Origin of the sequence: Paenibacillus sp. DS2015, assembly GCF_050433705.1 — a bacterium.
Lineage (GTDB): Bacteria > Bacillota > Bacilli > Paenibacillales > Paenibacillaceae > Paenibacillus_AQ.
In genome coordinates, this window is the sequence record NZ_JBNPWS010000023.1 from 1 (window position 1) to 26,191 (window position 26,191).

Consider the following 26,191-nt stretch of genomic DNA (forward strand, 5'->3'; position numbering starts at 1 on the left):
GTTCGTCCTGAGCCAGGATCAAACTCTCCAATAGAGATGATTTCTAAATTGCTTTGCAACAATTTCGGAATCATCTGGAGATGAATGCCAGATCAACTTTGCAGCGATCCAACATCCATCGAATGAAAAGAGCGATATGCTCATTTTGAAACAAACTGACAAGAACATAAATGTTCTTTCGTTTTTAAAAATTACATCATCCATTTGTTCAGTTTTCAAGGAACTTATTGTTCTGTCTCACGAACAATCTCGTTTGAGCCAGAATAATATTATATCATTTTCACGTATTCAATGTCAACTCTTTTTTTCCATAAGATTTTTATTTCAAAATCTAATGTCCGAGGCGACATCAAATAATATATCATGTTTTGATAGGCTGTGCAAGCTTTTTTTCAAAAAAAACTAGTTTACTGTATAGACTAATCTCAAAGACTAGAATTGATAAGTAGATTGATAGATATATACAAAGTAATGCCCCCTGCTATAAGCAGAGGACAGATTTATTATGCAGCAAGTTGTTTGCGGCTGATTCTGCGACTTAGCAGTCCATGTGAAGGTGAGAAGATAAAAGCAAGTATGAACAGGCAACCCGCAACGGTCACCATACACCCAGCAATAGAAGCATCTAACCAGAATGCTGTGTAGTATCCCAGTACAGAACAGACCACACCTATTAACACACTATACAATAACATGTAGCTTAAACGGTCGGTCAATAGATAAGCTGTCGCAGCAGGAATAATGAGCATGCCTACTACCAATATAGCACCCACACTTTCAAACGATGCCACCGAAGTTAAAGATACCATTCCCATCAACATATAATGGAAGAGCATAACAGGAATACCACAAGCAGCAGCTAATGCCGGATCAAAAGCACAAATCTTGAACTGTTTATAGAACAAACTCATAAGCACCAGTATTAAGATCAGTGTTACTCCGAGGATCCATACCGCTCTCGGTCCAATATCGATGCCATTCATTGATAGTGTATCCCACTGGACATAGGCGATCTCTCCGAACAAGACACAATCAAGGTCAAGATCGATATTCTGTGCATTCATACTAATAATGATAACGCCTATAGCAAACAACGCTGTAAACACAATACCAATAGAGGCATCTGCTTGTAGTCCGCTATTCTGTAGTTTCTGAATGAGTAATACTGCTAAGAGACCAAATGCTGCTGCCCCTAGAAGCATAAACACGGAATCACGGGAACCACTGATCAGAAAGGCAATTGCAATACCAGGAAGTACAGCATGGCTAATCGCATCACCGATTAGTGCCATTTTACGAAGGACTAGAAAACATCCGAGAATCGCACATGAGGTCGATACTAGGATAGCTGTTAGGAGAATCCAAAAATCTGTCATTACATCCCCCTCCCCTTATTCGTTTCTAACTCGCCATGCTGAACTCTACTCTTCTTAATGTCTTTATAAGATGAACGCATTCTGTATTGTCGAATCCACTTGCTAGCCCAGCCCCTACGAGGCGCTGCCAATGCAGAGAATAGAAACAACACTGACGCAACTAACACCGCGACTGGACCTGTAGGTAAATTAGAGACTGTAGAACTGAAGTAAGTACCCATAACTCCGCTCAAAGCGCCAATAATTCCTGAGAGGATCACCATAACACTTAGACGATCCGTCCAAAAGCGAGCCGTTACTGCAGGTGTAATTAATAATGCTGCGACTAGAACGACACCTACAGCTTGAATCCCAACAACAACGGCAACGACGGTCAGAAATAATAGCATCTGCTCTAATACACCCACAGGTAGTCCCATCCCCCTAGCAAAACCGGCATCAAAGCTAATGAGCTTGAATTCTTTAAATAGGAAGTAGCAGATAATGATTAGTAAGATAGAAACACCCATCATCAGGTACACATCTTCCGCAACCATAGAGGCTGCCTGACCAAATAAGTATTTGTCTAGACCACTTTGGCTCCCACTGCCACTGTGCTGGATTTTGGTCAACAAAAGAATACCTATGCCGAAGAAGAAGGAAAGGACAATTCCCATTGCAGTATCTTGCTTAATCCGTGAATACTTCGTAATCCATTGGATGCCAAAGGTAGCAATGACCCCCGCCACTAATGCACCCACTAGAAATAATCCGATGGATTTAGTTCCTGTAAGCAAGAATGCGATACAGATACCCGGCAAAGCAGCATGAGCCAATGTATCACCAAGCAAGCTTTGTTTACGTAGGTAGGAGAACGACCCAATGACCCCGTTGCTCAGTCCAAGCAACATACAACCGAACATAATCCAACGACTATTAGGATCCTGCCAAAATTCGATTAGACTATTCATCATTGTTGATCACCCACCGTTCTTAAGTAGGACCGAGTCCCCACTACCCTGAAGGACAGCGATCCGTCCTCCGTATGTCTGCTGAAGTAAGTCTGGCGTAAATACCTCTTGGACAGGACCTGAAGCCACTAACTCACCATTTAATAATAAGACATGGTCAAAATACTCTTGAACTGTTGAAAGATCATGATGGACGACTAGCACCGTTTTGCCTTCTTTTTTCAATTGTTCCAAAAGGACAATAATAGCCTTTTCCGTCGTCGCATCTACACCTGCAAACGGCTCATCCATGAAGTATAAGTCTGCATCCTGAACAAGTGCTCTTGCTAGAAATACGCGTTGTTGCTGGCCACCTGATAGTTGACTAATCTGCCGATTGGCATATTCGCCCATGCCTACTTTATGAAGGCAATCGAGGGCCATTTCTCGCTCCTTATTACCCGGTCTGCGAATCCACCCCAGATGTCCGTATCTGCCCATCATCACCACATCCAGTGCATTTGTAGGAAAATCCCAATCCACAGACTCACGTTGAGGCACGTATCCTATTCGTTTACGCTGTTCCTTATAGGACTTGCCGTATATTTTGACCTGACCAGATACTGTAGGAACGAGACCAAGGATGGCCTTAAGTAAGGTGGATTTACCTGCACCATTAGGGCCAATTAGTCCAATCAGACTTCCTTGTGTAACAGAAAAAGAGACTTGTTCTAACACGGCTTTCTTATGGTAAGCAACCGTCAATCCTTGGACCTCAAGCGGCGCATCTATAAATCTATCCGCTTTATTCAACACTTTTCCCATGAGAGATTCCTCCTCTTCGTTATTTCAGTGCTTCCGCAATGACTTTGGTATTATGCCGAATCATTCCGATGTAATGATCCGACTCACTGCCCTCTGCCCCCATCGCATCAGAATACAATTCACCACCGATCCGTACCTGATGTCCCTTCTCTAAAGCCCCAGCAATAATGGCCTCCATTGATTTAGGTGGAATGCTTGATTCTACGAAAACGGCTTTGATTTTATTATCGATAAGGAAATCGCGTAACACACTTACATCTTTAGAGCCGTACTCCGCTGCTGTACTTATTCCTTGAAGGCCCATCACCTTAATATTGTAGGCTTCACCATAGTATCCAAAAGCATCGTGGGCGGTTACAAGTACTCGCGTCGCTTCCGGAATTTCATTAATGGATTCTCGGACCTCTTGATCTAATGCTGTGAGCTGGGCTAAGTACGCTTCACCATTCAAAGTGTAATCATCCGCATGATCCGGGTCTGACTCTTTTAACGTATCTACGACCTTCTGAGATGCTTGCATCCACAATTTCACATCGAACCAGATATGAGGATCATATTCTGTCCCACCTGTATCTTTACCTGAGCGTAACTTCGATTTATCAATGTCCTCAGAGACCGCGACAACTGTTTTTTTAGCACCCATTTTCTCCAATATATCCGTCATCTTACCTTCTAGATGCAGTCCGTTGTAGAATACAATGTCCGCTTGGTCTAGCTTACGAATATCACCTTGAGATGCTTTGTAGAGATGGGGATCAACACCAGGGCCCATGAGTCCTGTGACTTCGACATGCTCGCCTCCAATTTCACGCACGATGTCACTAATCATTCCGATCGTAGCTGTGATTTTAATTTTACCTTCCTTGGCTCCCGCTTCATTGTCTTCTGATCCGCAGCCTGCAAGCACAAACAACATACATAACATAGATAGGGTCATCAACCCTCGAACGAATGGACCACGGTTAACTCTTACATTCATTTTTTCAGCTCCTTTTTATTTTTCATAGGACTAACTATGTTTTATTAGAGACTTATTTTTAGTACGAACCAATAATGTTTCCCTAGTGCAAATTTTATGGCATAACAACACAAATTGCAACCCCTTTACCCACTTCGCCTAAAATTTTTTTAGGATGAACCTGCGCTATTTTAAAAGAAACCTATGAAAAGGTATAATAGAGACAAATATCTCTGAACTAATGGGGTGAATCACCTTGAAGGGGGATTTGGGTTGAGACAATGGCTTACGCAGTTAAGAAAAGGATTCGGTCGCAAACTCTCCTCCATTCATTATTGGAATGCGATTATTGTTGCCGTACTAGCCTTTAGTGGATTAATACTACTCGGTGGGTTCTGGAGAGAGCTGCTTGGTGAAGGGCGTGTATGGCTGAAATGGCTTCATATCGTCGTGGGACTCATTCTCCTTATTCCTGTCGTGTATTACTTATTTCTTGTTAACAAGCATTGGCGGCAACTCAAAGGTAAACCGTGGCAAAAATTTAACGTCATCCTCGTGCTCTCCTTATTAGTAGGCTGGTTCATCTCAGGTGTGGTGCTATGGCAGTTCCGAATACTTGGACCGATGTGGGCTAATCCTGCACTTATCGTACATGATTTACTAACTTGGATAGGACTACCTTATATTATCTATCACTCTATAACGCGTACGCAGTGGCTCAAACAACCCCATAGGCGAACGATAAAAACAGGAAAAGCCACAGAACAACAATCTATTCCTGGCTCACCACAACCTTTCTATACGAGACGTGAATTCCTTCGTTCTGCCATTGGCGTGGGCATTGTTGTGACATTAGGTCCATCATTTGTAAAATGGTTCGGTCGCAGCTTGAGCTTCTCCGGTTCAACGACAGAGGATTTAATCAATCAGGATGCCAACCGGCTCCTTCCTGCACCAACCCCAGCCGCCGATTCTTTACCGCCTATTGGTGGGGGTGCCCAAAATTCCTTTAGAGTCTATACGGTTACACCTATTCCCTCTTTTGATAATAGTAATTGGTTCTTCACACTAGATGGCTTAGTGGATCGTTCATCACTGTGGAATTGGGAAGAGTTCGTTACACTCAGCCGCACCGTACAAGTTAGTGATTTCCACTGTGTGACGGGTTGGTCTGTATATAACAATACTTGGGAAGGTATTCCTCGCAGGACGTTACTGAAAGAAGCGGGGGTGAAATCTGAAGCCACAACCGTAAAGTTCTATTCTGGTGATGATGTCTATACCGACTCACTCACGTTAAAACAAGCTGAGATGGATGATGTGCTGGTCGCTGTTCTACATGATGGCAAGCCAATCCCAAGTGATCTTGGAGGCCCTGTTCGATTGATCGTGCCACGGATGTATGCTTACAAATCTGTGAAATGGTTGAATCGCATAGAACTCATCCAAGGGGATCATATTGGTTATTGGGAAGAACGAGGTTATGATACAGATGCTTGGGTAGCCAAGACAAATAAAATGAACTATTAAAAAAAAAGCAGCAGCCCTTATAATCTGGGCTGCTGCTTTTATAATAGAGGTGAACCTAAGATTCAAGTAACCGGATGAATTCATCCTCATCCTCAATCACTTGTATACCAAGTTGCTTCGCTTTCGTTAGCTTGCTTCCTGCCTTCTCACCCGCAACGACAAGATGGGTCTTGGAAGATACGCTACCGCTCACTTTTCCGCCAAGTGCCTCAATCCGATCTGCAGCTTCATCACGCGTAAGTTGGTGTAATGTTCCCGTTAGTACGACCGTCTTCCCACTGAAGAAAGAGTCTGTGGAAATCACACGTGGCGCTTCAGGGGCTTTCGCCTCTACACCTAAGGCCAACATTCGCTCAATACCCGTCCGCATGAACGGATCCGCGAAAAAGTTCACGATACTTTCGGCTACAATGCCACCTACATCTGGCAAAGCCACTAACTCGTCTACAGTCGCTGCCATGACAGCGTGTAAATCTCGGTAATGATCAGCCAACATACGCGTCGTGGCTTTTCCTGTATTCGGAATGCCCAGCGCGAACAGGAAAGATGCAAGATCACGTCCCTTACTCTTCTCCAATGCCTGCAATAAGTTCTTCGCTTTCTTCTCACCAAACCGATCTAGTTGCACTAGGTCGTCAAAAGCTAAAGTATAAAGATCAGCAGGTTCTTTAACCTGAAGTTCATTATGCAGTAGCTCTGCTGTCATGACACTAAAAGTATCAATATCCATCGCATCACGAGAGGCAAAGTGTGTAATACGCCCAATCAATTGTGGCTTACACTCAAGTCGATTGTTACAGAAGAGATGAGCCCCCTTCTGCTCTAATGGAAACCCACATGACGGACATGCTGAAGGAAAGACGATCTCTTCTCCATCATTCTCCTCTGTTACTTTACCGAGGATTTCAGGGATAACATCGTTAGATCTTCTAATAAATACACGTGCACCTAATGCATATTTCAGATTCTTCCGCTCAATATCTCCAATATTGTTCAGAGTACAGTTCTGTACGGTTACTCCGGCGAGTTCTACAGCTTCCACTCTGGCTACTGGGGTGATTTTACCTGTCCGACCTACTTCCCAGGATACCGACTCAAGAACTGTCGTCGTCTCTTCTGCTTCAAACTTGTAGGCTACCGCCCAACGTGGAAATTTATCTGTATATCCCAGGGCTTCTCGCGTAGGAATATCAACAATTTTGATAACAGCCCCATCGATTAAATAATCCAGACCTGCTCGGCGTTCGACAATGCTGGCCAATTCCTCTGTCACATCGTCGAACTGTTCGAAATAGGTGATAAAAGGATTAACCTTAAAGCGATTGTCACGCAGAAAATCCATCATCTCTTGGTGATCTGCAAAATCAATACGATTGGCATAGCCTACATTATAGAAGAAAGCACTTAGCCGTCTATCTGCCGTCGCCTTGGGATTCAGGTTGCGTAGAGCTCCAGCAGCCGCATTACGCGCATTCTTCAGCGGCTCTGCCGCTCTGGCATTATAATCACTGAGTACCGACAAGTTCATGATACCCTCGCCCTGCACCTCAACGGTGCCTTCCTTAAACGGAATCGTTAGCGGTACCGACTTAATGGTTCTCACCTGAGCCAGGATCCCTTCGCCTACAGTTCCGTTTCCACGTGTAGCCGCTTGTACAAGCGAACCATCTTTGTAAGTTAAGTTAAGCGTCAATCCGTCGAATTTCAGTTCTACCGCATAACGTAGATTCGGAAGAGGACTATCTGGATTCTTAACGTTATAGTCGGCAACCAGTTTCTCTGCTCGCGTATGCCACACACGAAGTTGTTCTATATTCTGCGCCTTATCTAGACTCCAGAGCGGCGCAAGATGACGGTGGGGTTCGAAGCCTTTGAGCAATTCGCCGCCCACCCGTTGGGTTGGGGAATCAGGTAGAATGATCCCACTTTCCTTCTCCAACTGAACTAATTGATCGTACAGTACATCGTACTCTTTATCGCTTACCAGCGGCTTGTCCATCGTATAGTAATGGTAATTATACTTGTTAAGTTCGCCTACGAGCTGCTCCATGGTATGCATAGAATCCATACAGGCCATCCTCCACTATTCAATTTAATCCGTTATCGTTGTATTCACGACTTACTCTACTTTAGTAATTGGGGCAAAGCCAGCTAACAGACGTTTCACACCTACAGGGGCTGGAAATGCGATCTGGAGCTCCGTATCGTTGCCACTTCCTTTGATCGAGACAATGACGCCGATGCCCCATTTGCCATGAGATACTTTATCTCCTGCTTTGAGTGTGGCTGGATCCGATGCACTTCCTGCTTCCACCACTCGTTGTGGCGTAGATGTGGTGACTGTGACTTTACCCTTTGCCGCTGAAGCGGTCGATCCGCTTAGAGATGAATTCGATGCACTACGTCCAAAGTTACTTCCTCCACCACTACCTAGACCACGTCCTCCGTATGAACCTCCGCCATTCGTGCCTCGTTTATAGCGGTCATTCTCCATTACGGTGTCTTCCTTCAACTCTTCTGGGATTTCTTCTAGGAAGCGCGAAGGTGCATTCGCTGTTGTCCGTCCAAATAAGGTTCGCATCTTAGCACAGGAAAGGAACAGTTGTTGCTCCGCACGTGTAATCCCAACATAAGCAAGGCGACGTTCTTCCTCCAGCTCTTCATTGTCCATAAAAGCACGGCTGTGTGGAAATACACCTTCCTCCATCCCCACAATGAACACGACCGGAAATTCAAGTCCTTTGGCACTATGCATCGTCATGAGAATAACAGCATCGGTCTCTTCCTCAGGATCATCATTCACTTTATCGATATCTGCAATCAACGCTAAATCTGTCAAAAAGGAAACAAGCGACTTATCCTCATTGTTCTTCTCAAATTCCATCGTTACAGACAGGAATTCCTCAATATTCTCCAATCTCGAACGAGATTCAAGTGTTTTTTCATTCTCAAGTTCACGACGATATTCTGATAGTTCAAGTATTTTCTCCGTTAATTCGGTAACAGACAAATATTCGACCATTTGATGTAAAGAAGCAATCATATCGTAAAAACCAACGAGTGCGTTACGTGTCCGGCCAGCAAAACCAAGGTCATCTACAAACTGTAGTACACGGAAGATAGAAGTTCCCTTCTCGGAAGCGGCTGCCGCTAGCTTGGCTACTGTCGTATCCCCAATAGCTCTCTTCGGGACGTTAATAATTCTAGTTAAACTAATGTCATCGTCTGGATTAGATAGCAGCTTCAAATAACCGAGCAGATCCTTGATCTCTTTACGATCGTAGAACTTAATTCCTCCTACAATCTGATAGGGAATATCTGACTTGATCAGAATTTCCTCTATAACCCGGGACTGAGCATTCGTACGATACAGAATGGCATGCTTCTGATAGGACTGACCATTCTTCACATTCTTAGTAATCTCTGAGGTTACGAAATACCCTTCATCATGTTCGGAATCCGCACGATACACTTTGATCTTCGGGCCTTCGCCTTTATCTGTCCACAGCTTCTTCGGTTTACGTCCTGTATTCAAACTAATCACTTCATTAGCCGCATTCAGGATATTCGAGGTCGAACGATAGTTCTGTTCCAAGTAGATCGTGCGCGCCTCAGGGTAATCCTCTTCAAAGTTAAGAATATTACTAATATCTGCTCCACGCCAGCGATAGATCGACTGATCACTATCCCCAACGACACAAATGCGGTGATGGCCTTCAGCCAACATCTTACAAAGCATATATTGGGCTTTGTTCGTATCCTGATATTCATCGACATGAACATATTGGAATTTCTTTTGATAGAAATCGAGCACTTCTGGGACTTCTTTAAATAGTTGAATCGTAGTCATGATCAAGTCATCAAAATCGAGAGAGTTATTGTTCTTCAGTCTTCTCTGATACATTCGATACACCTTAGCTGCTAATTCCTCGAAATAATCGCCAGACTTCTGCTCGTACTCCGCAGGGGTAAGCAATTCATTCTTAGCTGAGCTCACGAGGGCTTGGATCGCTTTAGGCTCAAATTTCTTAGTATCGATATTTAGTTCCTTCATACAACCACGGATAACGGAAAGTTGGTCCGTAGAATCTAGAATGGAGAAGCTGGATGAGAATCCAATTCTCTCGATATCTTTACGCAGAATACGTACACACATCGAGTGAAAGGTTGACACCCAAATATCTCTTCCTTCTCTTCCCACTAACTTCGATACGCGTTCTTGCATTTCTCTTGCTGCTTTGTTCGTAAAGGTAATCGCCAAAATAGCCCACGGTGGAGCTTTGCGTGTTGCAATCAAGTATGCAATCCGATGTGTTAATACCCTTGTCTTACCACTTCCCGCTCCTGCCATAATCAATAAAGGCTTGTCCGTTGCTTCAACAGCCTGTTGCTGCGGTGGATTGAGTTTTGAGATTGCTTCATATATGTCAATCGGTTGCATCGAGGTTATGCTCCTTCCAAATATAGGTTCATGTTATAAATAATTAAGTGCTTTAATAGAGTGCTTATTGTGCGTTCATAAAGCGTTCATATGCGTGTATAGTGTGTTTATAGATCGTTTATAGTGCATTTTAAAGCGTTTATAGTGCGTCAACAGTGCGTTGGTCAGAACTGTGCGTTGGCTGCTAATGCACCGCAGATACGGTTAGTAAAGCTTGCTCTAAGTCCTCGTAAACAATATTGCCCACGATGATCGTATCGCTGACAGCTGCTGCTTGCTTAGCCTTAGCATAATCTGTAATTCCACCACCGTATACGAGCTGCGCCTGATTGAGCTTATTTTTCACCGTTCTAACAAGCTCCATATCGCCAAACATCCCGCTATATTCCAAATAGACAATCGGCAACGACATCAGCTTATCCGCAATCTGCGCATAGGCTACTGCACCAGAAATATCTAGCGACGTATTTGCATCTGTAAGCCGCGCCACAGCCGAATCTGGATTCAGCACAATATAACCTTCCGTTACAAGAAGCTCCCATGGAATCATATAGCCATAACGATCAATCGCTTGCTGTTGATGACCTACAATCCAAGCTGGATCGGAACTATTCAATACCATCGGGATCATATATAGATCAAATCCAGGCACGATGGATTCCATATCCGATACCTCTTGTACACAAGGCAATTCATAACGCCGTATACGCGACAAAAGATCTACCGTGTTCTCAAAAGTTACACCTGTCGAGCCACCTACCATAATCGCGTCCGTTCCCGACAGACATATCGCATCCAGATTCTGATCATCGATCTCACGGTCTGGATCAAGCTTAAATACATGCTTCCAGGCTTTCATCATTTGTTTCAAATCTTCAACCCTCCACGTCACATCATAAAGCTCTAAATCTAGTCTATGACAGCAAGGGAGCAGTGTCAATTTTTGTTCGTATGATATGCGAACATTTGGAAAAGTCAAGGTAAACGAATGTTGTCCCAAAGCACAGCTCGTTTATCGATGAAGAAAAGACCTGAACTCTCTGGAGAGCAGGTCTTATAGGCGAATATGGGATATATGATAACCATGACTAAGACAACCGTGAAAATATTACACTTATTTTATGTATGAAGGAATAGACTTCATCAAAAATTCATTTAGCTCCTAATACATACCATGGTTGGGTTGAGGATACCTCTCTCTCTGCCAGATCATCTGTATAGAATCCGTGTACACCCATCTTCTCGTATTTCTCCATTTGTTCTGTATCGTTAATCGTATGCACATAAGTGTCCAATCCTGCATTGTCGAGCCCAGCAATAAAGGTATCTGTTACACGATGCTCCGGCATCGTTATGGCACGGATACGATCATGTTTTTTGGCAAAATCTATCACCTCTTGATCACTATCTTTCGATTCATATAACGTGTAAATAATGGAGTGAAAATCATATACACTTGTCACGGTATCCAGCATGGGCTGATTATAGATCTGGGGAATAATACGCTGTAATAACAATGGGTTATGCTTCTCTGCTTCCTCTACCAACACCTTGAATTGTTTCAATAATCCAGACGCCTCTTGTTCCTTCGTATCCGTCACTATATAGATGTCGGGATACTTCTCCATCAGATCCAGAATATCATCCCAGTCCAGCGCCTTATATTTCCCCAATATTTCACTATCCTTAAATTCCTGATATGAAAGTTGGGCGGCTTGGCGCGCGTCAGGTAGTTGCTCATCCTGTTCTAATAGCTCTGTCATATACTGCGACCATTCATGGCGCGCTACGAGATGACCATCATCCGTGAAGAGAAGATCCACTTCAAAAATTCGATTTCCTTGTTCGTAATTCGCAATAAATGCTTCATATGAATTCGTATACGCCTGCTCCTGTATGCCTCCCATGGCATGCGATATAAGCTTATAGTCGGAGAAACTACTGGGGGCGCTACTAGTTTCTCTATTCGATATAACCATTAATCCACTTGCAATTCCTATTAATAATAGGAGAGCGATGATTCGTTTCATAGGGGGACACATCCTTAGTAAGTAGAATACAACGATTCTTGAGTTTGTATTAAATACTAATACCCCGTTTTGTCTGGGACAAAACGAGGTATTCATTGGGATGGGAATATTTAAGTTTTAATATGCATTCTTATTACTAATTCCATTCCGAATGGTTTTCAGAATAATTCTAACATCTAATAGAATAGACCAATTCTCAATATAGAAAATATCATGACTAATACGGTCCTCTATCGATGTATCACCGCGTAGACCCTCGCTCTGGGCTAAGCCTGTAATCCCTGGTCGTACATGATGCTTAACCATATATTTAGGAATAGCCTCACGAAATTGCTCGACAAAGTAAGGTCTTTCAGGTCTAGGCCCTACCACGCTCATATGTCCAAACAACACATTGAAAAATTGCGGTAGTTCATCTAGACTTGTTGATCGTATAAATGAACCAAAACGAGTACGTCGTGGATCGTTCTCTACGGTCCAGCCTGTATCCACTGCTCCTTCTGGTTGTATATTCATGGAGCGAAATTTAAACATCATAAAGGGGCGGCGATTAAGCCCCACACGTTCTTGCTTGAATATAACAGGACCCGAAGACGTTAACTTGACCCCTAATATCACAAACAGCATGACAGGTGAAGTTATGATAATAGCAAATAACGAGAATACGATATCGAACAACCTTTTGAATATACGATTCCCAGCGACATCCAGTGGGATATCTCTCACGTTAATCATAGGCATACCCGCAAAGTTGTCGAAGTATGGACGAGCGGGTAAGTAGTCAAAGAAATCCGGTATGATAAGTGTTCGTACACCAGCTTTTTCACACAGTACGATAATATTCGTATACTTTGAATGTGCGTCAAGCGGTAGAGCTAGAACAACTTCATCTATGAGTTCTTGACTAAGGATGTCTTCAAGATTATCCAACTTTCCGAGAATGGGCTTAAAATTCTGTTCATCTGCATTATCCCATTCCTGATTATCGTCTAAAAAGCCGACGACCTCATAACCTAATTCAGGATACTGCCTCAGATTGTTGTAGAATCTTTTGCCTAGGGTACCCGCTCCCACGATCAATACGAACTGTCGGTTGTAGCCTTTTTGACGAAAGTGCTTAAGTGAGATTTTAAGGGCATAACGATAAAGTATGATCAATGAGATATTAAACCCTAGATAGATCGCTAGATACACCCGAGAAATATCAACCTCTTTAAATATAAACATCACACTAAGTAACATGAACATACTGATGAGATGCACTTGAAATATTTTGACAAATTCATCGGAGAATCGTTTCTTTCGCTTGGGTGAGTACAACGTCAGAACAATACCTGATAGAATAGCTATACCTCCATACACCATACTCCATAACGTATACGTCTGAATTGGCAGCGGCTTCTCATATGGAATCCAGCCACTTTCGAATTTCAGCCACCATGCTATTAAGAAAGAACATTGAATAACAATTAAATCGGTAGCTATGTACAGTTGGGTTAAAAAACCCTGACTTCTGCGGATCATGAATTCACCTCTACCTGATGATCTGCTGCTGGTTTGGGTAGTTGTTCTGGCTGACGAGTTCGAAGCTTATTCTTCAGCAACGCTAATGTGAATTTCAGCCCTATACCTATATATATGGTTCCGTTAGTCATCCAATGGTATTGTTTTCTGTAATGTTTGCGATGGAAGACAGCCATGGCCCGGTGGAACTCATAAATAATTCGTGTAGGCCTACGGCGGGCACTGCCACCTTTATAGTGAATAATGAATGTGCGAGGATAGTAATGTATACCCCAGCCTGCTTGCTTCATGCGATAACACCAATCTATATCTTCCCCATACATGAAAAAGGTCTCATCAAGACCGCCCACCTGCGCGATGGTATCTCGTCGAACCATCATGAAGGCCCCCACCAAACAGTCCACGGGATATTCCTCATCCGGATCCAGATGTCCAAGCTGATATTGATTAAACTTCGGACGATCGGGAAAGAATTTACTAAAACCAAAGGCATAATAAAAAGATGCAGACGGTGTCGGAAAACCTCGTTTGCACGCCTTGTCGAGCGATCCATCTGGCAGAATCACTTTGCACCCTGATGCTCCTACAGTAGGATTCTCATCCATGAAGGAGATCATCGTCTGTAGCGTATCTCCCTGCACGATCGTATCTGAATTCAGAAGTAGCGTATAACGTCCCTTTGCAATCGCCATCCCTTGGTTGTTCGCTTTAGCGAATCCTGTATTGTCTTGATTAGCGATTAGTGTCACTTGAGGAAACTCTTCCGAGATTCTGTCGATAGATGAATCGATAGAATGATTGTCTACGACAATCACTTCAAAGGTATAACCTGTATTCGAAGCAAATACGGACTGCAGGCAGTCCAGCGTCAGCTTGCATGTATTGTAATTAACAATAAGAATACTTAAATCCATTATGAATAGCACTTCCTGACAAATATAGTAATCTATCGACATTATAACATAAGGGACGTAATGTAGGAGAAATAAGCAATAGAATTACAGATATTAATACAAAACTACTATCGTTATGTGTTGAGAAAGAGGGAATATGCGGAGGATATAGTCTCAATATTAATGAGACAGAGACAAGCGCCCTTACTTCACTCAAGGGGCGCTTGTCTCTTGGACAGACTCTTGGACAGAATATCTTTACGTTTCGTTCTCAATTGAGGTAACTGCTTGAAGAAACCTAACCAAGACCCGAGCACTTTTGGTTCACGTAGTAGAAAATATCCATTACTAGCGATTTCATAAGGTATGATACGTATAATGGATTTCACTATGCTGCTAGAGCGTTCCATGTTCTTGTACATCATTTTATAACGATTGATGTATGATGCCCTTCGTATGAAAAGAGGCTGACTATACCGCCCTCCTTGCTTCCATCCTCTAGCATGATACCCAATCGCTTCTGCTAGATAATAAGACTTCCATCCTAGTAGTTGTGCACGCCATGCGACATCTACATCCTCTTTATATGCAAAGAAATCACTATCGAAGAATTCATCATGTATGCTGATATCCTCAATCATATTTCGAGAGTAGAGTGCAGCCGCTCCAGACACGCCAAATACTTCTCCAGATTCACTCCACTGCATAGCGAGTTCCCCCGCTCCACGGTCGAAAGCCCGATAATGCTTATTCATAATTAGGCCTGTGCTATCTACGACGTCTGGATTAGAACTGAGCAGTAATTTACCAGTCGCACTTCCTATGTCGGATTGCTTCTCCATCTGCTCAATCAGGAGCTTGATATAATCAGGATGTAATGTCACATCTGGATTCAGCACAAGTACATAGTCAGTCGAAGATAATAATATAGCTTGATTATGAGCAGGAGCAAAACCAACGTTAACTTCATTCTCCAAAAGTTCAATAATGTCACATAACAGATGGGAGTGAGTTTTCACTTGCTGTATCGTATCATCAGATGAAGCATTATCAATCACGATTATTTGCTGTATAGGATAAGTTTGTACTTGTAATGCTTGTAAGCATGTAGAGATATCTTTAGCACTATTATAAGTTACGATATGTACACTAACAGAACTATTCATGGGAGCCTATCCTTTATAATTAGTTTTACTTACTATTATAACTGAATCCCCCGATCAATTGGGAAGAGATCGAGGGATTCATTGGCATATCTATTTAATTTCAATTACACTCCATTGCTGTAAGAAGTCTGTAAGTCCTGCCCTCCATGGCCGTAAGTCCTGAAAACCGTTACCTCGGATGGATAAGTGTTCCATGACCGAATTAGCTGGACGGTGAGCCGGACGCGGAAATTCAACTGTCGTACAAGGTTCTGGCTGAGCAATAATGTTAATTCCCAACGAACGAGCCTCTTCAAAGATAGCCTGTGTAAACTCATACCATGTACACGCACCACTATTAGATGCGTGGTAAACACCGTACTTTTCCGTCTGCATAAGCTCTAATAGGAAGTTGGCCAGATCAACCGTATAGGTTGGAGAGCCTTTCTGGTCATGTACAACTCTTAGAGAAGGCTTGTCTTGACCTAGACGTAGCATAGTTTTAACAAAGTTATTCCCATGAATACCATATACCCACGATGTGCGTACGATGAAATACTTTGAGGAAAGGCTCTGCACCAATACTTCTCCTGCACGCTTAGACTTGCCGTATATACTTTGGGGATTCGTATTATCATACTCTTGATACGGTTCTTTACTAGTACCATCAAAGACATAATCCGTACTGATATAAATCAGTTTCGCCCCAATGCTTTCTGCTGCCACCGCTATATTTCTCGTGCCTACAGCGTTCACTTTGTAAGCACCGTCTATATCTGTCTCAGCCAGATCAACCGCTGTATATGCCGCACAGTGGATAACCACATCTGGCCGATATTGACTAACCACATCTTGGCATTGTGTCTGATCCGTAATATCCAGCTCGTTCCGATCACACGCAAGCACATCATGACCCTTGCTACGCAGTATATTGACGACATCCGTTCCCAATTGACCCGTAGCGCCTGTTACAAGTGCCTTCATAGAGAATCCCCTAGGCGCTCTCCATACTGTGTGATCTGATACTGTTGGTACTCTCCCGATTGAATACGTGTCCACCAATCTTTATGATTCAGATACCATTGGATCGTCTCTTTAATTCCAGTCTCGAAATTATGCTTCGGCTTCCAGCCTAACTCTTGTGTAAGCTTCGTTGGATCTATTCCGTAGCGACGATCATGCCCTAATCGATCCTCCACGTAGGTGATGAGAGATTCTGGTTTATTCAACTCTTGTAGAATCGTCTTTACAATATGGAGATTCGTCCGCTCATTGTTTCCCCCAATATTGTACACTTCACCCACACGTCCTTGATGAATAACAAGATCAATCGCACTACAGTGGTCTTCTACATAAAGCCAGTCACGGATATTTAGTCCATCACCATATATCGGTAAAGCCTGATCACTCAATGCACGAGAAATAATTAATGGAATAAGCTTCTCAGGAAATTGGTACGGTCCATAGTTATTAGAACAACGAGTGATGTTCACAGGCAGTCCGAATGTCTCATGATACGCCCGAACTAATAAATCTCCACCCGCTTTACTAGCGGAATACGGACTATTCGGCTCTAAAGGCGTACTCTCCATGAAGAGACCCGTCTCGCCAAGCGAACCATACACTTCATCCGTAGATACTTGCACATACTTCGTTACGCCATATTTCTTAGAAGCATCAAGCAATACCTGTGTACCCAACACATTGGTCTTTACAAAGACTTCTGGCTCGAGAATACTTCGGTCTACATGCGACTCCGCTGCAAAGTTCACAACCACATCTATACCTTGTTGAAATATTTGGTCAATGGCCTGACCATCTGTAATGTCCGCCTTTACAAAGGAATAATTCGGATGATTCTCAACAGACTTAAGATTCTCCAGATTCCCTGCGTATGTCAATGCGTCCACATTTACAATTTGGTAATTCGGATGCTGCTGCAACATATAGATAACGAAATTACTACCGATAAATCCCGCACCACCGGTAACAAGAAGTTTCATTTAAAGGTTTGCCCCCTACTCAAAATTAAGTTCCGCATCTTGAAGTAGCGGATGGCGTTGATCTTTGTCCGAAAGAATCGGACTTGATGTAGGCCAATCAATACCAAGCGCTGGATCGTTCCAAAGTATTCCTCTATCGTTCTCTGGGGAATAATACTCGTCCACTTTATAGAATACTTGTGTATTCGGGACCAACGTACAAAAACCATGTGCGAAACCCTTGGGTACTAATAGTTGACGGTGATTATGTTCGCTTAAAATGACTCCCACCCATTGACCGAAGGTTGGTGAATGCCGACGAATATCCACGATTACATCGTAAATTGCTCCAGAGAGTACACGAAGCAGCTTCGTTTGAGCCTTCGGATTAAGTTGGTAGTGAAGTCCACGTAGAACCCCTGGTTCTGCGGAGAGAGACTGATTATCTTGAATAAAGTTATAATTAATTCCCTGTTGTTGTAATAGAGCATCATTATAGCTTTCCATGAAATAACCACGGCTATCACCATGGACAGCTGGTTCTATTAAACTCGCACCCTGTAATTTAAGAGGAGTGACTTTCATACGTAGAGTTCCTCCCTGTCTTTATAGTTTTAATTTGCCGAATGCTTCTCCAAAGTTCAAGTCCTGCGACAATTCGTTAGCTCGTGCTAATGAAGCATGAGTACCAGCATCCGTCCACCATCCTTGCAGAATATCAAAGGTAAGCTCATTACGATTGATATATGCATTATTAACGTCTGTGATTTCCAACTCGCCACGGTTAGATGGTTTTAAAGTCTTCACAATATCAAACACATTATTATCGAACATATAAATTCCTGTTACCGCATAATTAGACTTCGGATGCTCTGGTTTCTCATCAATAGAAATAATGCATTCTCCTTGAAGTTCAGGCACTCCAAATCGCTTAGGATCTTGTACTTCTTGGATTAGTATTTTCGCGCCACTCTTCTGCTGTTGGAAGTTCTGCACATAAGGATATATATCGTCTTCAAATACATTGTCTCCTAAGATCACGACCATCTGATCTTCCCCAACGAAATGTTCAGCTAGATCAAGTGCTTGTGCAATACCTCCAGCTTCATCCTGCACCTTATAGGTAAAGGATACTCCCATATCTCTGCCGCTGCCCAGAAGATTAACAACGTCACCCATGTGGTCTTTTCCTGTCACGATTAGAATGTCATTAATACCAGCTTGCTTAAGTTTATAGACCGAGTGAAAAATCATCGGATATTTACCTACGGGAAGAAGATGCTTATTCGTTACTTTCGTTAATGGATATAGACGTGAGCCTGTTCCGCCTGCTAGGATTATGCCTTTCATAAAATACCTCCTTACTACTCAAATTTGATTACTATAAACCTGATCCCTCTTGTTTACTAAAGCGCTCGAGCTCTCCGTAGTGGCACTAAAATTAATACGCTCCTTCTCAACAACAAGCGGTCTTTTCAGAATCTGCGTATGAATAGACCCTATGTACTCTCCAATTATTCCAATAAAGAATAATTGCACTGAAGAAAACAAAAATAGCCCGATGATAAGTGGAGCTGTTCCTAATAAAAATGAGTTCCAAAAGATAACTTTTGCCACCAAATATCCTAAAGCCACTAGCAGACTAACTGCCGACATCAAGAATCCAAGCATTGCTGCTAATCTTAACGGAATCTTAGAATGATTAGTAATACCTAGCATAGCTATATCATATAACGTATAAAAATTATTCTTGGTGATCCCTCTTTTTCTAACAGGTTGCACGTACTCAATCTTATAACTTTCAAACCCGATGTCAGAGATTAAACCCCTGAAATATGGATAAGGGTCGTTGATTTCCTTGAGAATTTCTATTATTTGTTTATCATATAATCCAAATCCAGTATTATTCTTCGTCAGTTCAATATCTGAAACACGATTAATAAAGTTATAATACATCTTCCGAATTGCAAACATGGCTGGGCTCTCTTGGCTTTGCGTTTTCACACCCAGAACAACTTTATATCCTTCTTCCCACTTTTTAATGAAATCCTTAATCATCTCAGGTGGATCTTGTAGATCTGCAACTAACAAAATAACTGCATCACCATCGGCTTGAAGTAATGCATGGTAAGGAGAACGAATATGTCCAAAGTTCCGTGAATTGACTATAATCTTAATATTCTTATCTTTAGCCGCGATTCCTTTTAAGATAGGAACGGTATTGTCCTTTGAAGCATTATCTATAAAAATATGTTCATAATCATATGCTCCAAGATTCTCAATTATTTCTTTCACTTGTCGATATAGTTCTGCGACATTTTCCTCCTCATTATAACAAGGAGTAACAATACTAATTTTACTCATTTAACTTCCTCATTTTCAATGAATTATACCCATCAGATATACTTTGAAGTGAATTATACTTAGGAGAATATCCGATGTGTTGAGCATTTTTCTTCAAAGAATAATAATTACTTTTAGAACCCGTTACAGAATGAACACTCCCATTAGACTTGATATTAATTTTCAGTCCGTGATTTGATGTAAAGTAATCCAAAATCTCAAATTTAGAAATAGGCTTCAGCGAGTAAACGTCAAACACTTCATTAATAAAATGTTTCTTTATACACAATTCTACCAAATCCACAAAATCATTAGGATGAACATAGTCACGGATTATATTATCAGACGATGTTTCCAACACTTCCCCTGACGTCACACATTTGATAATATCGGTTAACAAAAACCTAGATTGAAGATCGATATGACAACTAAAAAAACTAAACACACGTAGATCTATAATGGAATTGTTTACTAAACTACGATGCTTAGCTTCCATATTCAACTTACTGATTCCATAGTAATCCTTGGTTGTTAAGTTATTCAAGTCTAAATTCAAACATTTCGAATTTGAAGCAGGCTCCAAGAAATTCGTTCCATATGCTGCTCCGCTGCTTAAATTAATGGACAACGTTTCTTTAGAATTATACAAATAGTTCAGTACAAAATTATCGTATTCTTCCGTGACCTGAAACACCTTAAATGGGTTCTCCAATAACTCATTTGGATTACCCATACCAACACAATTAATTATTACATCGTAATAAAAACTATTCAAATCTTCGAACTCCACTATCTTAACATTATTTAACAAATTAAATTCTGATAGGAAAGAAACTAACTTCCCTTGAGTTCTAGCATATAGGTATATCTCAAATTCATTGGTATGACATAGTCCTAAGATCAAATTTTTCGCTATGTGTCCTGTAGCTCCTAATATAGCTATCTTTCTCACGGAACTATTCAACATGATCCTAGAGCTCCTTTATTTTGGAATTTCCATTTCTTCAACAAGATCTATCAACATATTTTGTTTCAATTCTTCGCGTCCCAAGTAGGGGAACATATCTTCAATAGGTCTATTAACAACCAACTTAGGGTGAACCTCTGTATTTTTTTCTAATTTCACTTCTAAAAATGCGGGTCCAGTAACATTCAAAAATTGATCTAACTGATCTGTATCATCCATAGAAACCATTTGGAAAGAAGGTATTTCGTACGCATTGAAAATATTAATAAACGACGGATTCTTATTAACCGTAGATTGTTGTCTGCCATCCATGTACAAATCTTGAAATTGTCTAACCATTCCTAAAGAACTATTGTTTAGGACAACGATCTTTATAGGTAAATTCAACCTAGTTATAGTATCAAGTTCTTGTATATTTAATTGAATCCCACCATCACCAGCAATAACTAATACATCTTTATCAGAAGCTAACGCAGCACCGATCGCTGCTGGCAATGAAAATCCCATTGCACCCATTCCGCCTGAATTTAATAATCTTTGAGTCTCAGAAAGTCTGAATGATTGAGAAGCCCACATTTGATGTTGTCCGACATCTAGACATATGGTTCCAATTTGTTCGCTTTTAGAAGAAAGCAAATGGATAAACCGATTTGGTTCAATTTCCTGATTCTTCGGAGTGAATGAATAGGTTGGATATTTTCCTTTTAGATTATCGATTTTTTCGAACCATTGACTAATATCTGGCTTCACATAATCCTCTAACCTTTCATTCATACCAACCAAAAATCCCTTTAAATCGGATTGAAATGAAATATCTACCTGAACTTTACTATTAAGCTCAAGCGCATCGACATCAACATGTATTTTTGTTGCAGCTCTAGCGAAAGTATCAGGTCTAGTTCCTGTTTGTCTACTATCCAATCTAGAACCTAATATGATCAATAAATCACAATTTGCTAATGTAATATTGCTATAACGATTTCCATAAGAACCGATCAAGCCGCAATATTGTGGATTATTATGGGCTATTACATCTAATCCCATTAAGGAACTAACCACTGGAATCCCTGTCTTGTTCAAAAATTCATTTAATTCTTCAACTGCATTCCCAACCCTAATACCACCACCCGCCAAAACTAGTGGTCTTTGTGCACTTTCCAACAAGTGAATTATATTATTAGCCTTTTCTTCTTCAACAGAGTAATTGGTTACACTATCAAGATACTCTGAACTATCAAAGAAACTTTCCAAATTCTCAACATCGATGTCTGCTCGTTGAATATTCATTGGAATGTCTAAGAGAACAGGACCTGGACGTCCAGATTGCGCTATATAAATGGCTTTTTCCATGTGATATCTAATTTTCAAAGGATCTGTCACTAATTCTGCATACTTGGTCAAAGATTTAGCCACGCTTATAATATCCGTCTCTTGGAAACCTATTTGGCGAATAGGTCTATCAAACTTATATTCATACGTATTTACCTGCCCTGTAATAAATAGACACGGTACTGAATCAAAATAGCAACTTCCAATGCCTGTCACTAAATTTAATGCTCCTGGCCCACTTGTAGCCATAGCTACACCAAGTTTCCCATTCATTCTTGCATATGCTTCTGCCGCAAACGCTCCTGCTTGTTCATGTCGAACAGATATACATTCAATATCATCTCTAGAAGAGATAGAATCCAATAGATGAACGATTGCTCCGCCTATGAATTCAAATACATGGGAGACGCCTTCTTTTTGTATACAATCTATTACATAATCCGAAAGCTTCATTTTGTAATCTCCTAACTATGATATTTGATATTGATCGATTTGCTTAAAACAAATTTCTCGCAGATTTTCATTCTTTTGAAATCCTAGAGTGAATTCGATAATCCTATCAATAGCCTGTTCTAAATTCCATCTAGGGTTCCAATTCAACTCATTCTTAGCCTTTGAACAATCTAGTTTAAGATATTGAGCTTCGTGTGGTTGTGGATCTTTGTCTATTTCATAATTCACTCCTGCGCCCCACTTTTGGCACATTGATTTCACAATCCATTCAACAGGTTTAGCATCTTCATCGTTTGGCCCGAAATTCCATGCACTCGCATATTCCGATCCATTCTCATAAAGTTTCTGAGCTAGCAGTAGGTACCCACCTAATGGTTCCAGAACATGTTGCCACGGCCTAATCGAATATGGATTTCTTAACTTAATCAATTCCCCGGATACTATAGATCTAACACAGTCAGGAATAAGGCGATCTGCTGCCCAATCCCCACCTCCGATGACATTACCCGCTCTAGCTGAGGCAACGGCCACAGACCGTCCATCATTCAGTTCATTAAAAAAAGAATTTCGGTAGGCACTTGTAACCAATTCAGAACACGCCTTGCTACTTGAGTAAGGATCATATCCTCCGAGTGGTTCATTTTCTCTATAACCCCAAGCCCATTCCTTATTATCATAGCATTTGTCAGTCGTCACATTAACAACAGCTACAACACTTTCACATGCTCTCACTGCTTCAAAAAGGTTCACTGTTCCCATAACGTTTATCGAATAGGTATCTACAGGATTCTTATAAGATTCTCGCACAAGGGGTTGAGCAGCCATATGAATAACAATTTCAGGTTGTGATTCTAGCATGGCCGCTTGGAGTGTTTCCTTCTCTCTTATGTCAGCTATAATACTTCTATGGATTAAACTTTGTATTTGACATAGTTCATATAAACTTGGTTGTGTAGATGGTTCGAGTGAGTAACCAGTAACTTTAGCACCCATTGAGGATAACCAAAGGCAGAGCCATGAACCCTTAAAACCTGTATGCCCAGTTAAAAAGACCCTTTTATCTTTCCAAAATGACTTCTCTATCATTTCAAAATCACCGACTCCCTATCCCAAGTCTTCCAAGGAGCCTCCCCTGATTTCCAAAGTTCCTCTAAATGATTCTTATCTCTTAATGTATCCATAGGTTGCCAAAATCCTTGATGTCTGTGGCACATTAATTCACCATCACGTGCTAGTCCTTCTAAAGGATCCTTCTCAAATATCGTACTATCATCCGAGATATAGTTGAAGACTTCTGGTTGTAAAACAAAGAAACCTGCGTTAATCCAAGATCCATCACCTTTCGGCTTCTCTTGAAAACCCTTAACCTCATTACTCGCTGTAATATCCAATGCTCCAAATCTTCCGCTAGGCTGTACCGTAGTAACCGTGGCCAATCTACCATGAAGTTTATGATTGTCAACAAGTTCTGCTATGTTGACATCAGAAACACCGTCACCGTAAGTCATCATGAATGGTTCATTCCCTATATAATTTTGAATCCTTTTCACTCTACCACCTGTCATCGTTTCTACTCCAGTATTTACGAGAGTCACTTTCCAAGGCTCAGCAGTATGATGATGCGTAACCAGTTGATTGTCTTTTTTGAAATCAAAGGTCACGTCTGATTCGTGTAGAAAATAATGTGCAAAATACTCTTTAATAAAGAATCCTTTGTAGCCTAAACATATAATAAAGTCATTGAAACCATACTGTGAGTATTGCTTCATAATATGCCACAAAATCGGCTTTCCTCCAATTTCAATCATTGGCTTCGGTCTAAGATGTGATTCTTCGCTGATTCGAGTTCCATACCCACCTGCAAGGATAACTACTTTCATAAGAGAACCTCCTAGTTAGCTATTTTGTAAGAACAAATTGTCTGATCTTTTCAATGACATAGTCAATCATTTCGTTTGTTAGACCAGGATAGACTCCAACTAGGAAAGTATCATGTAGAATTTTATCCGTATTCGTTAAGTCTCCATGAATTCGGTAATTCGCATCCTGATATGCAGGTTGACGAATCAGATTCCCTGCAAAAAGCATACGTGTTTGAATTCGGTTAGCTTCAAGAAAACTGACAATTTCATTCTTAGTAAATTTGACACCATCACGTACCGTCAATATAAATCCAAACCAACTTGGATCCGAATTTACGGTTGCCCTTGGCAAGATAAAGTATTGATCTAAATCTTTTAACCCATGATATAAACGGTTGAAGTTATCTTTTCTAGCTTGAGTAAAAGCAGGGACTTTCTTTAATTGCTCAACGCCAACAGCTGCTTGCATATCTGTAACCCTTAAATTGTATCCTATATGTGAATATGTATATTTATGGTCATAACCGTACGGCAAAGAGCCCAGTTCCCAACCAAAACGCTTATTACACGTATTGTCGCATCCGGAAGGGCACCAGCAATCTCTCCCCCAATCACGGAAAGATTCTACAATCGTTTTTAATAAGGCATTATTTGTATAAACAGCTCCACCTTCACCCATAGTCATGTGATGTGGAGGATAAAAGCTCGATGTTCCGATATGTCCATGAGTTCCAGTCAATTGTCCATTAAAGGTTGATCCTAATGCATCACAGTTGTCTTCAATTAACCATAGATTATATTTATTAGCTAGAGCCATTACTTTATCCAATTCAAAGGGATTACCCATCGTGTGAGCCACCATAATAGCTTTAGTCTTTGGTGTAATAGCATCTTCAATTCGATCCACCATGATGTTATATGTACCTAACTCTACATCAATAAAGACCGGGATAGCCCCGTTCTGAATAATTGGAGCTACAGTCGTAGGAAAACCTGCAGCTACTGTAATTACTTCATCGCCAGGCATTACTCGTCTCTCTTTCAGTTTAGGAGAAGTTAGAGCAGAGAAAGCCAACAAGTTAGCTGATGATCCTGAGTTAGTTAACAGCGCATATCGTACGCCTAGAAACTCTGCATAATCCTTCTCAAACTGCTTATGATATCGTCCTGCCGTTAACCAAAAATCTAAAGACGAATCTACTAGATTTCTCATTTCTCTTTCATCAAATACTCTTCCACCGTAAACAACAGAAGAGCTATCCTTGTCGAAATTTTTGTTTCTATCTGAATGGAACAATTCATAATAGTTTTCGACTTTCGACAAAATATCCAGTCTCACTATTTTCTCATATTCATCCTTGTTAATTTCAGTGAAAAACTTCACCTTATCAGGTGTTACACTAAATTTATCTCGAATATCTAAATAGAAGGGTTCTTTCAAATCCGAATAATTGATAGCAAAGTGATATTTCTCTTGAAATGTTTCAGGGCTGAGACTAGACAGAGTATAAGCTTGAATCAGATTCGCTTCCGTACCGCAAATCAATGCATATTCTTGTGTTTTTTGTACTATTACAATATTCCCTTGCTTCAACATTACTACA

Annotated in this window: 22 protein-coding genes; 1 reads left to right on the plus strand and 21 read right to left on the minus strand. The window is 41.2% G+C overall.

The window, feature by feature from the left end; all coding sequences use genetic code 11:
* Positions 1 to 503 precede the first annotated feature (503 nt).
* Genes J2T13_RS18180 through J2T13_RS18195 form a run of 4 tightly spaced genes read right to left on the minus strand, consistent with a single transcriptional unit; the run spans position 504 to position 4,109 of the window.
* Entirely contained in the window at positions 504 to 1,376 is an 873-nt protein-coding gene (locus J2T13_RS18180; RefSeq protein WP_429373783.1) for a metal ABC transporter permease, read from the minus strand.
* Complete coding sequence (locus J2T13_RS18185; protein WP_429373784.1) at positions 1,376 to 2,329, minus strand: metal ABC transporter permease; 954 nt, start codon at positions 2,327 to 2,329, stop codon at positions 1,376 to 1,378. Before J2T13_RS18185 ends, J2T13_RS18180 begins: the two co-directional genes overlap by 1 nt.
* Before the next feature lie 6 nt (positions 2,330 to 2,335).
* Positions 2,336 to 3,130, minus strand: a complete 795-nt coding sequence (locus J2T13_RS18190) for a metal ABC transporter ATP-binding protein (protein WP_429373785.1) — start codon at positions 3,128 to 3,130, stop codon at positions 2,336 to 2,338.
* 19 nt (positions 3,131 to 3,149) lie between these two features.
* Complete coding sequence (locus J2T13_RS18195) at positions 3,150 to 4,109, minus strand: metal ABC transporter solute-binding protein, Zn/Mn family (RefSeq protein WP_429373786.1); 960 nt, start codon at positions 4,107 to 4,109, stop codon at positions 3,150 to 3,152.
* 252 nt (positions 4,110 to 4,361) lie between these two features.
* Here J2T13_RS18195 and J2T13_RS18200 point away from each other — a divergent pair, with 252 nt between their 5' ends.
* A complete protein-coding gene (locus tag J2T13_RS18200; RefSeq protein ID WP_429373787.1) occupies positions 4,362 to 5,618 on the plus strand; it encodes a molybdopterin-dependent oxidoreductase in 1,257 nt (418 codons plus the stop codon).
* A 55-nt stretch (positions 5,619 to 5,673) separates the two neighbouring features.
* Here J2T13_RS18200 and ligA read toward each other — a convergent pair whose 3' ends face one another.
* The 17 genes from ligA to rfbH form a co-directional block, all read right to left on the minus strand.
* Positions 5,674 to 7,686 (minus strand): NAD-dependent DNA ligase LigA, encoded by a 2,013-nt coding sequence (gene ligA / locus J2T13_RS18205; RefSeq protein WP_429373788.1) that lies wholly within the window; start codon positions 7,684 to 7,686, stop codon positions 5,674 to 5,676.
* A 51-nt stretch (positions 7,687 to 7,737) separates the two neighbouring features.
* The gene (gene pcrA / locus J2T13_RS18210; RefSeq protein ID WP_429373789.1) at positions 7,738 to 10,059 is read right to left on the minus strand and encodes a DNA helicase PcrA; all 2,322 of its coding nucleotides are present in this window, start codon (positions 10,057 to 10,059) and stop codon (positions 7,738 to 7,740) included.
* Between the two features lie 184 nt (positions 10,060 to 10,243).
* The gene (locus J2T13_RS18215; protein ID WP_429373842.1) at positions 10,244 to 10,921 is read right to left on the minus strand and encodes a heptaprenylglyceryl phosphate synthase; all 678 of its coding nucleotides are present in this window, start codon (positions 10,919 to 10,921) and stop codon (positions 10,244 to 10,246) included.
* Positions 10,922 to 11,210: 289 nt separating this feature from the next.
* Positions 11,211 to 12,089, minus strand: a complete 879-nt coding sequence (locus J2T13_RS18220; RefSeq protein ID WP_429373790.1) for a phosphatidylinositol-specific phospholipase C/glycerophosphodiester phosphodiesterase family protein — start codon at positions 12,087 to 12,089, stop codon at positions 11,211 to 11,213.
* Positions 12,090 to 12,206: 117 nt separating this feature from the next.
* The gene (locus tag J2T13_RS18225; protein WP_429373791.1) at positions 12,207 to 13,613 is read right to left on the minus strand and encodes an undecaprenyl-phosphate glucose phosphotransferase; all 1,407 of its coding nucleotides are present in this window, start codon (positions 13,611 to 13,613) and stop codon (positions 12,207 to 12,209) included.
* Complete coding sequence (locus J2T13_RS18230) at positions 13,610 to 14,527, minus strand: glycosyltransferase family 2 protein (protein ID WP_429373792.1); 918 nt, start codon at positions 14,525 to 14,527, stop codon at positions 13,610 to 13,612. Before J2T13_RS18230 ends, J2T13_RS18225 begins: the two co-directional genes overlap by 4 nt.
* Before the next feature lie 188 nt (positions 14,528 to 14,715).
* Positions 14,716 to 15,672, minus strand: a complete 957-nt coding sequence (locus J2T13_RS18235; RefSeq protein ID WP_429373793.1) for a glycosyltransferase family 2 protein — start codon at positions 15,670 to 15,672, stop codon at positions 14,716 to 14,718.
* Positions 15,673 to 15,762: 90 nt separating this feature from the next.
* Entirely contained in the window at positions 15,763 to 16,635 is an 873-nt protein-coding gene (gene rfbD, locus J2T13_RS18240; RefSeq protein WP_429373794.1) for a dTDP-4-dehydrorhamnose reductase, read from the minus strand.
* Positions 16,632 to 17,654 (minus strand): dTDP-glucose 4,6-dehydratase, encoded by a 1,023-nt coding sequence (gene rfbB, locus J2T13_RS18245; RefSeq protein ID WP_429373795.1) that lies wholly within the window; start codon positions 17,652 to 17,654, stop codon positions 16,632 to 16,634. Before rfbB ends, rfbD begins: the two co-directional genes overlap by 4 nt.
* A 15-nt stretch (positions 17,655 to 17,669) precedes the next feature.
* The gene (rfbC, locus tag J2T13_RS18250) at positions 17,670 to 18,218 is read right to left on the minus strand and encodes a dTDP-4-dehydrorhamnose 3,5-epimerase (protein WP_429373796.1); all 549 of its coding nucleotides are present in this window, start codon (positions 18,216 to 18,218) and stop codon (positions 17,670 to 17,672) included.
* A 21-nt stretch (positions 18,219 to 18,239) separates the two neighbouring features.
* A complete protein-coding gene (locus J2T13_RS18255; RefSeq protein WP_429373797.1) occupies positions 18,240 to 18,983 on the minus strand; it encodes a sugar phosphate nucleotidyltransferase in 744 nt (247 codons plus the stop codon).
* A gap of 18 nt (positions 18,984 to 19,001) precedes the next feature.
* Positions 19,002 to 19,997: a glycosyltransferase gene (locus J2T13_RS18260; protein WP_429373798.1), complete on the minus strand. Its 996-nt coding sequence runs from the start codon at positions 19,995 to 19,997 to the stop codon at positions 19,002 to 19,004.
* Entirely contained in the window at positions 19,990 to 20,943 is a 954-nt protein-coding gene (locus J2T13_RS18265) for an NAD-dependent epimerase/dehydratase family protein (RefSeq protein ID WP_429373799.1), read from the minus strand. The genes J2T13_RS18260 and J2T13_RS18265 overlap by 8 nt, the downstream gene beginning before the upstream one ends.
* A gap of 15 nt (positions 20,944 to 20,958) precedes the next feature.
* Entirely contained in the window at positions 20,959 to 22,725 is a 1,767-nt protein-coding gene (locus tag J2T13_RS18270; RefSeq protein ID WP_429373800.1) for a thiamine pyrophosphate-binding protein, read from the minus strand.
* A gap of 15 nt (positions 22,726 to 22,740) precedes the next feature.
* The gene (gene rfbG, locus J2T13_RS18275) at positions 22,741 to 23,811 is read right to left on the minus strand and encodes a CDP-glucose 4,6-dehydratase (protein ID WP_429373801.1); all 1,071 of its coding nucleotides are present in this window, start codon (positions 23,809 to 23,811) and stop codon (positions 22,741 to 22,743) included.
* Positions 23,808 to 24,605 carry a glucose-1-phosphate cytidylyltransferase gene (gene rfbF / locus J2T13_RS18280; RefSeq protein WP_429373802.1) on the minus strand — a complete coding sequence of 266 codons (798 nt, stop codon included), beginning with the start codon at positions 24,603 to 24,605 and terminating at the stop codon, positions 23,808 to 23,810. The genes rfbG and rfbF overlap by 4 nt, the downstream gene beginning before the upstream one ends.
* 19 nt (positions 24,606 to 24,624) lie before the next feature.
* Positions 24,625 to 26,184 (minus strand): lipopolysaccharide biosynthesis protein RfbH, encoded by a 1,560-nt coding sequence (gene rfbH, locus J2T13_RS18285; protein WP_429373803.1) that lies wholly within the window; start codon positions 26,182 to 26,184, stop codon positions 24,625 to 24,627.
* Between the last annotated feature and the right edge of the window lie 7 nt (positions 26,185 to 26,191).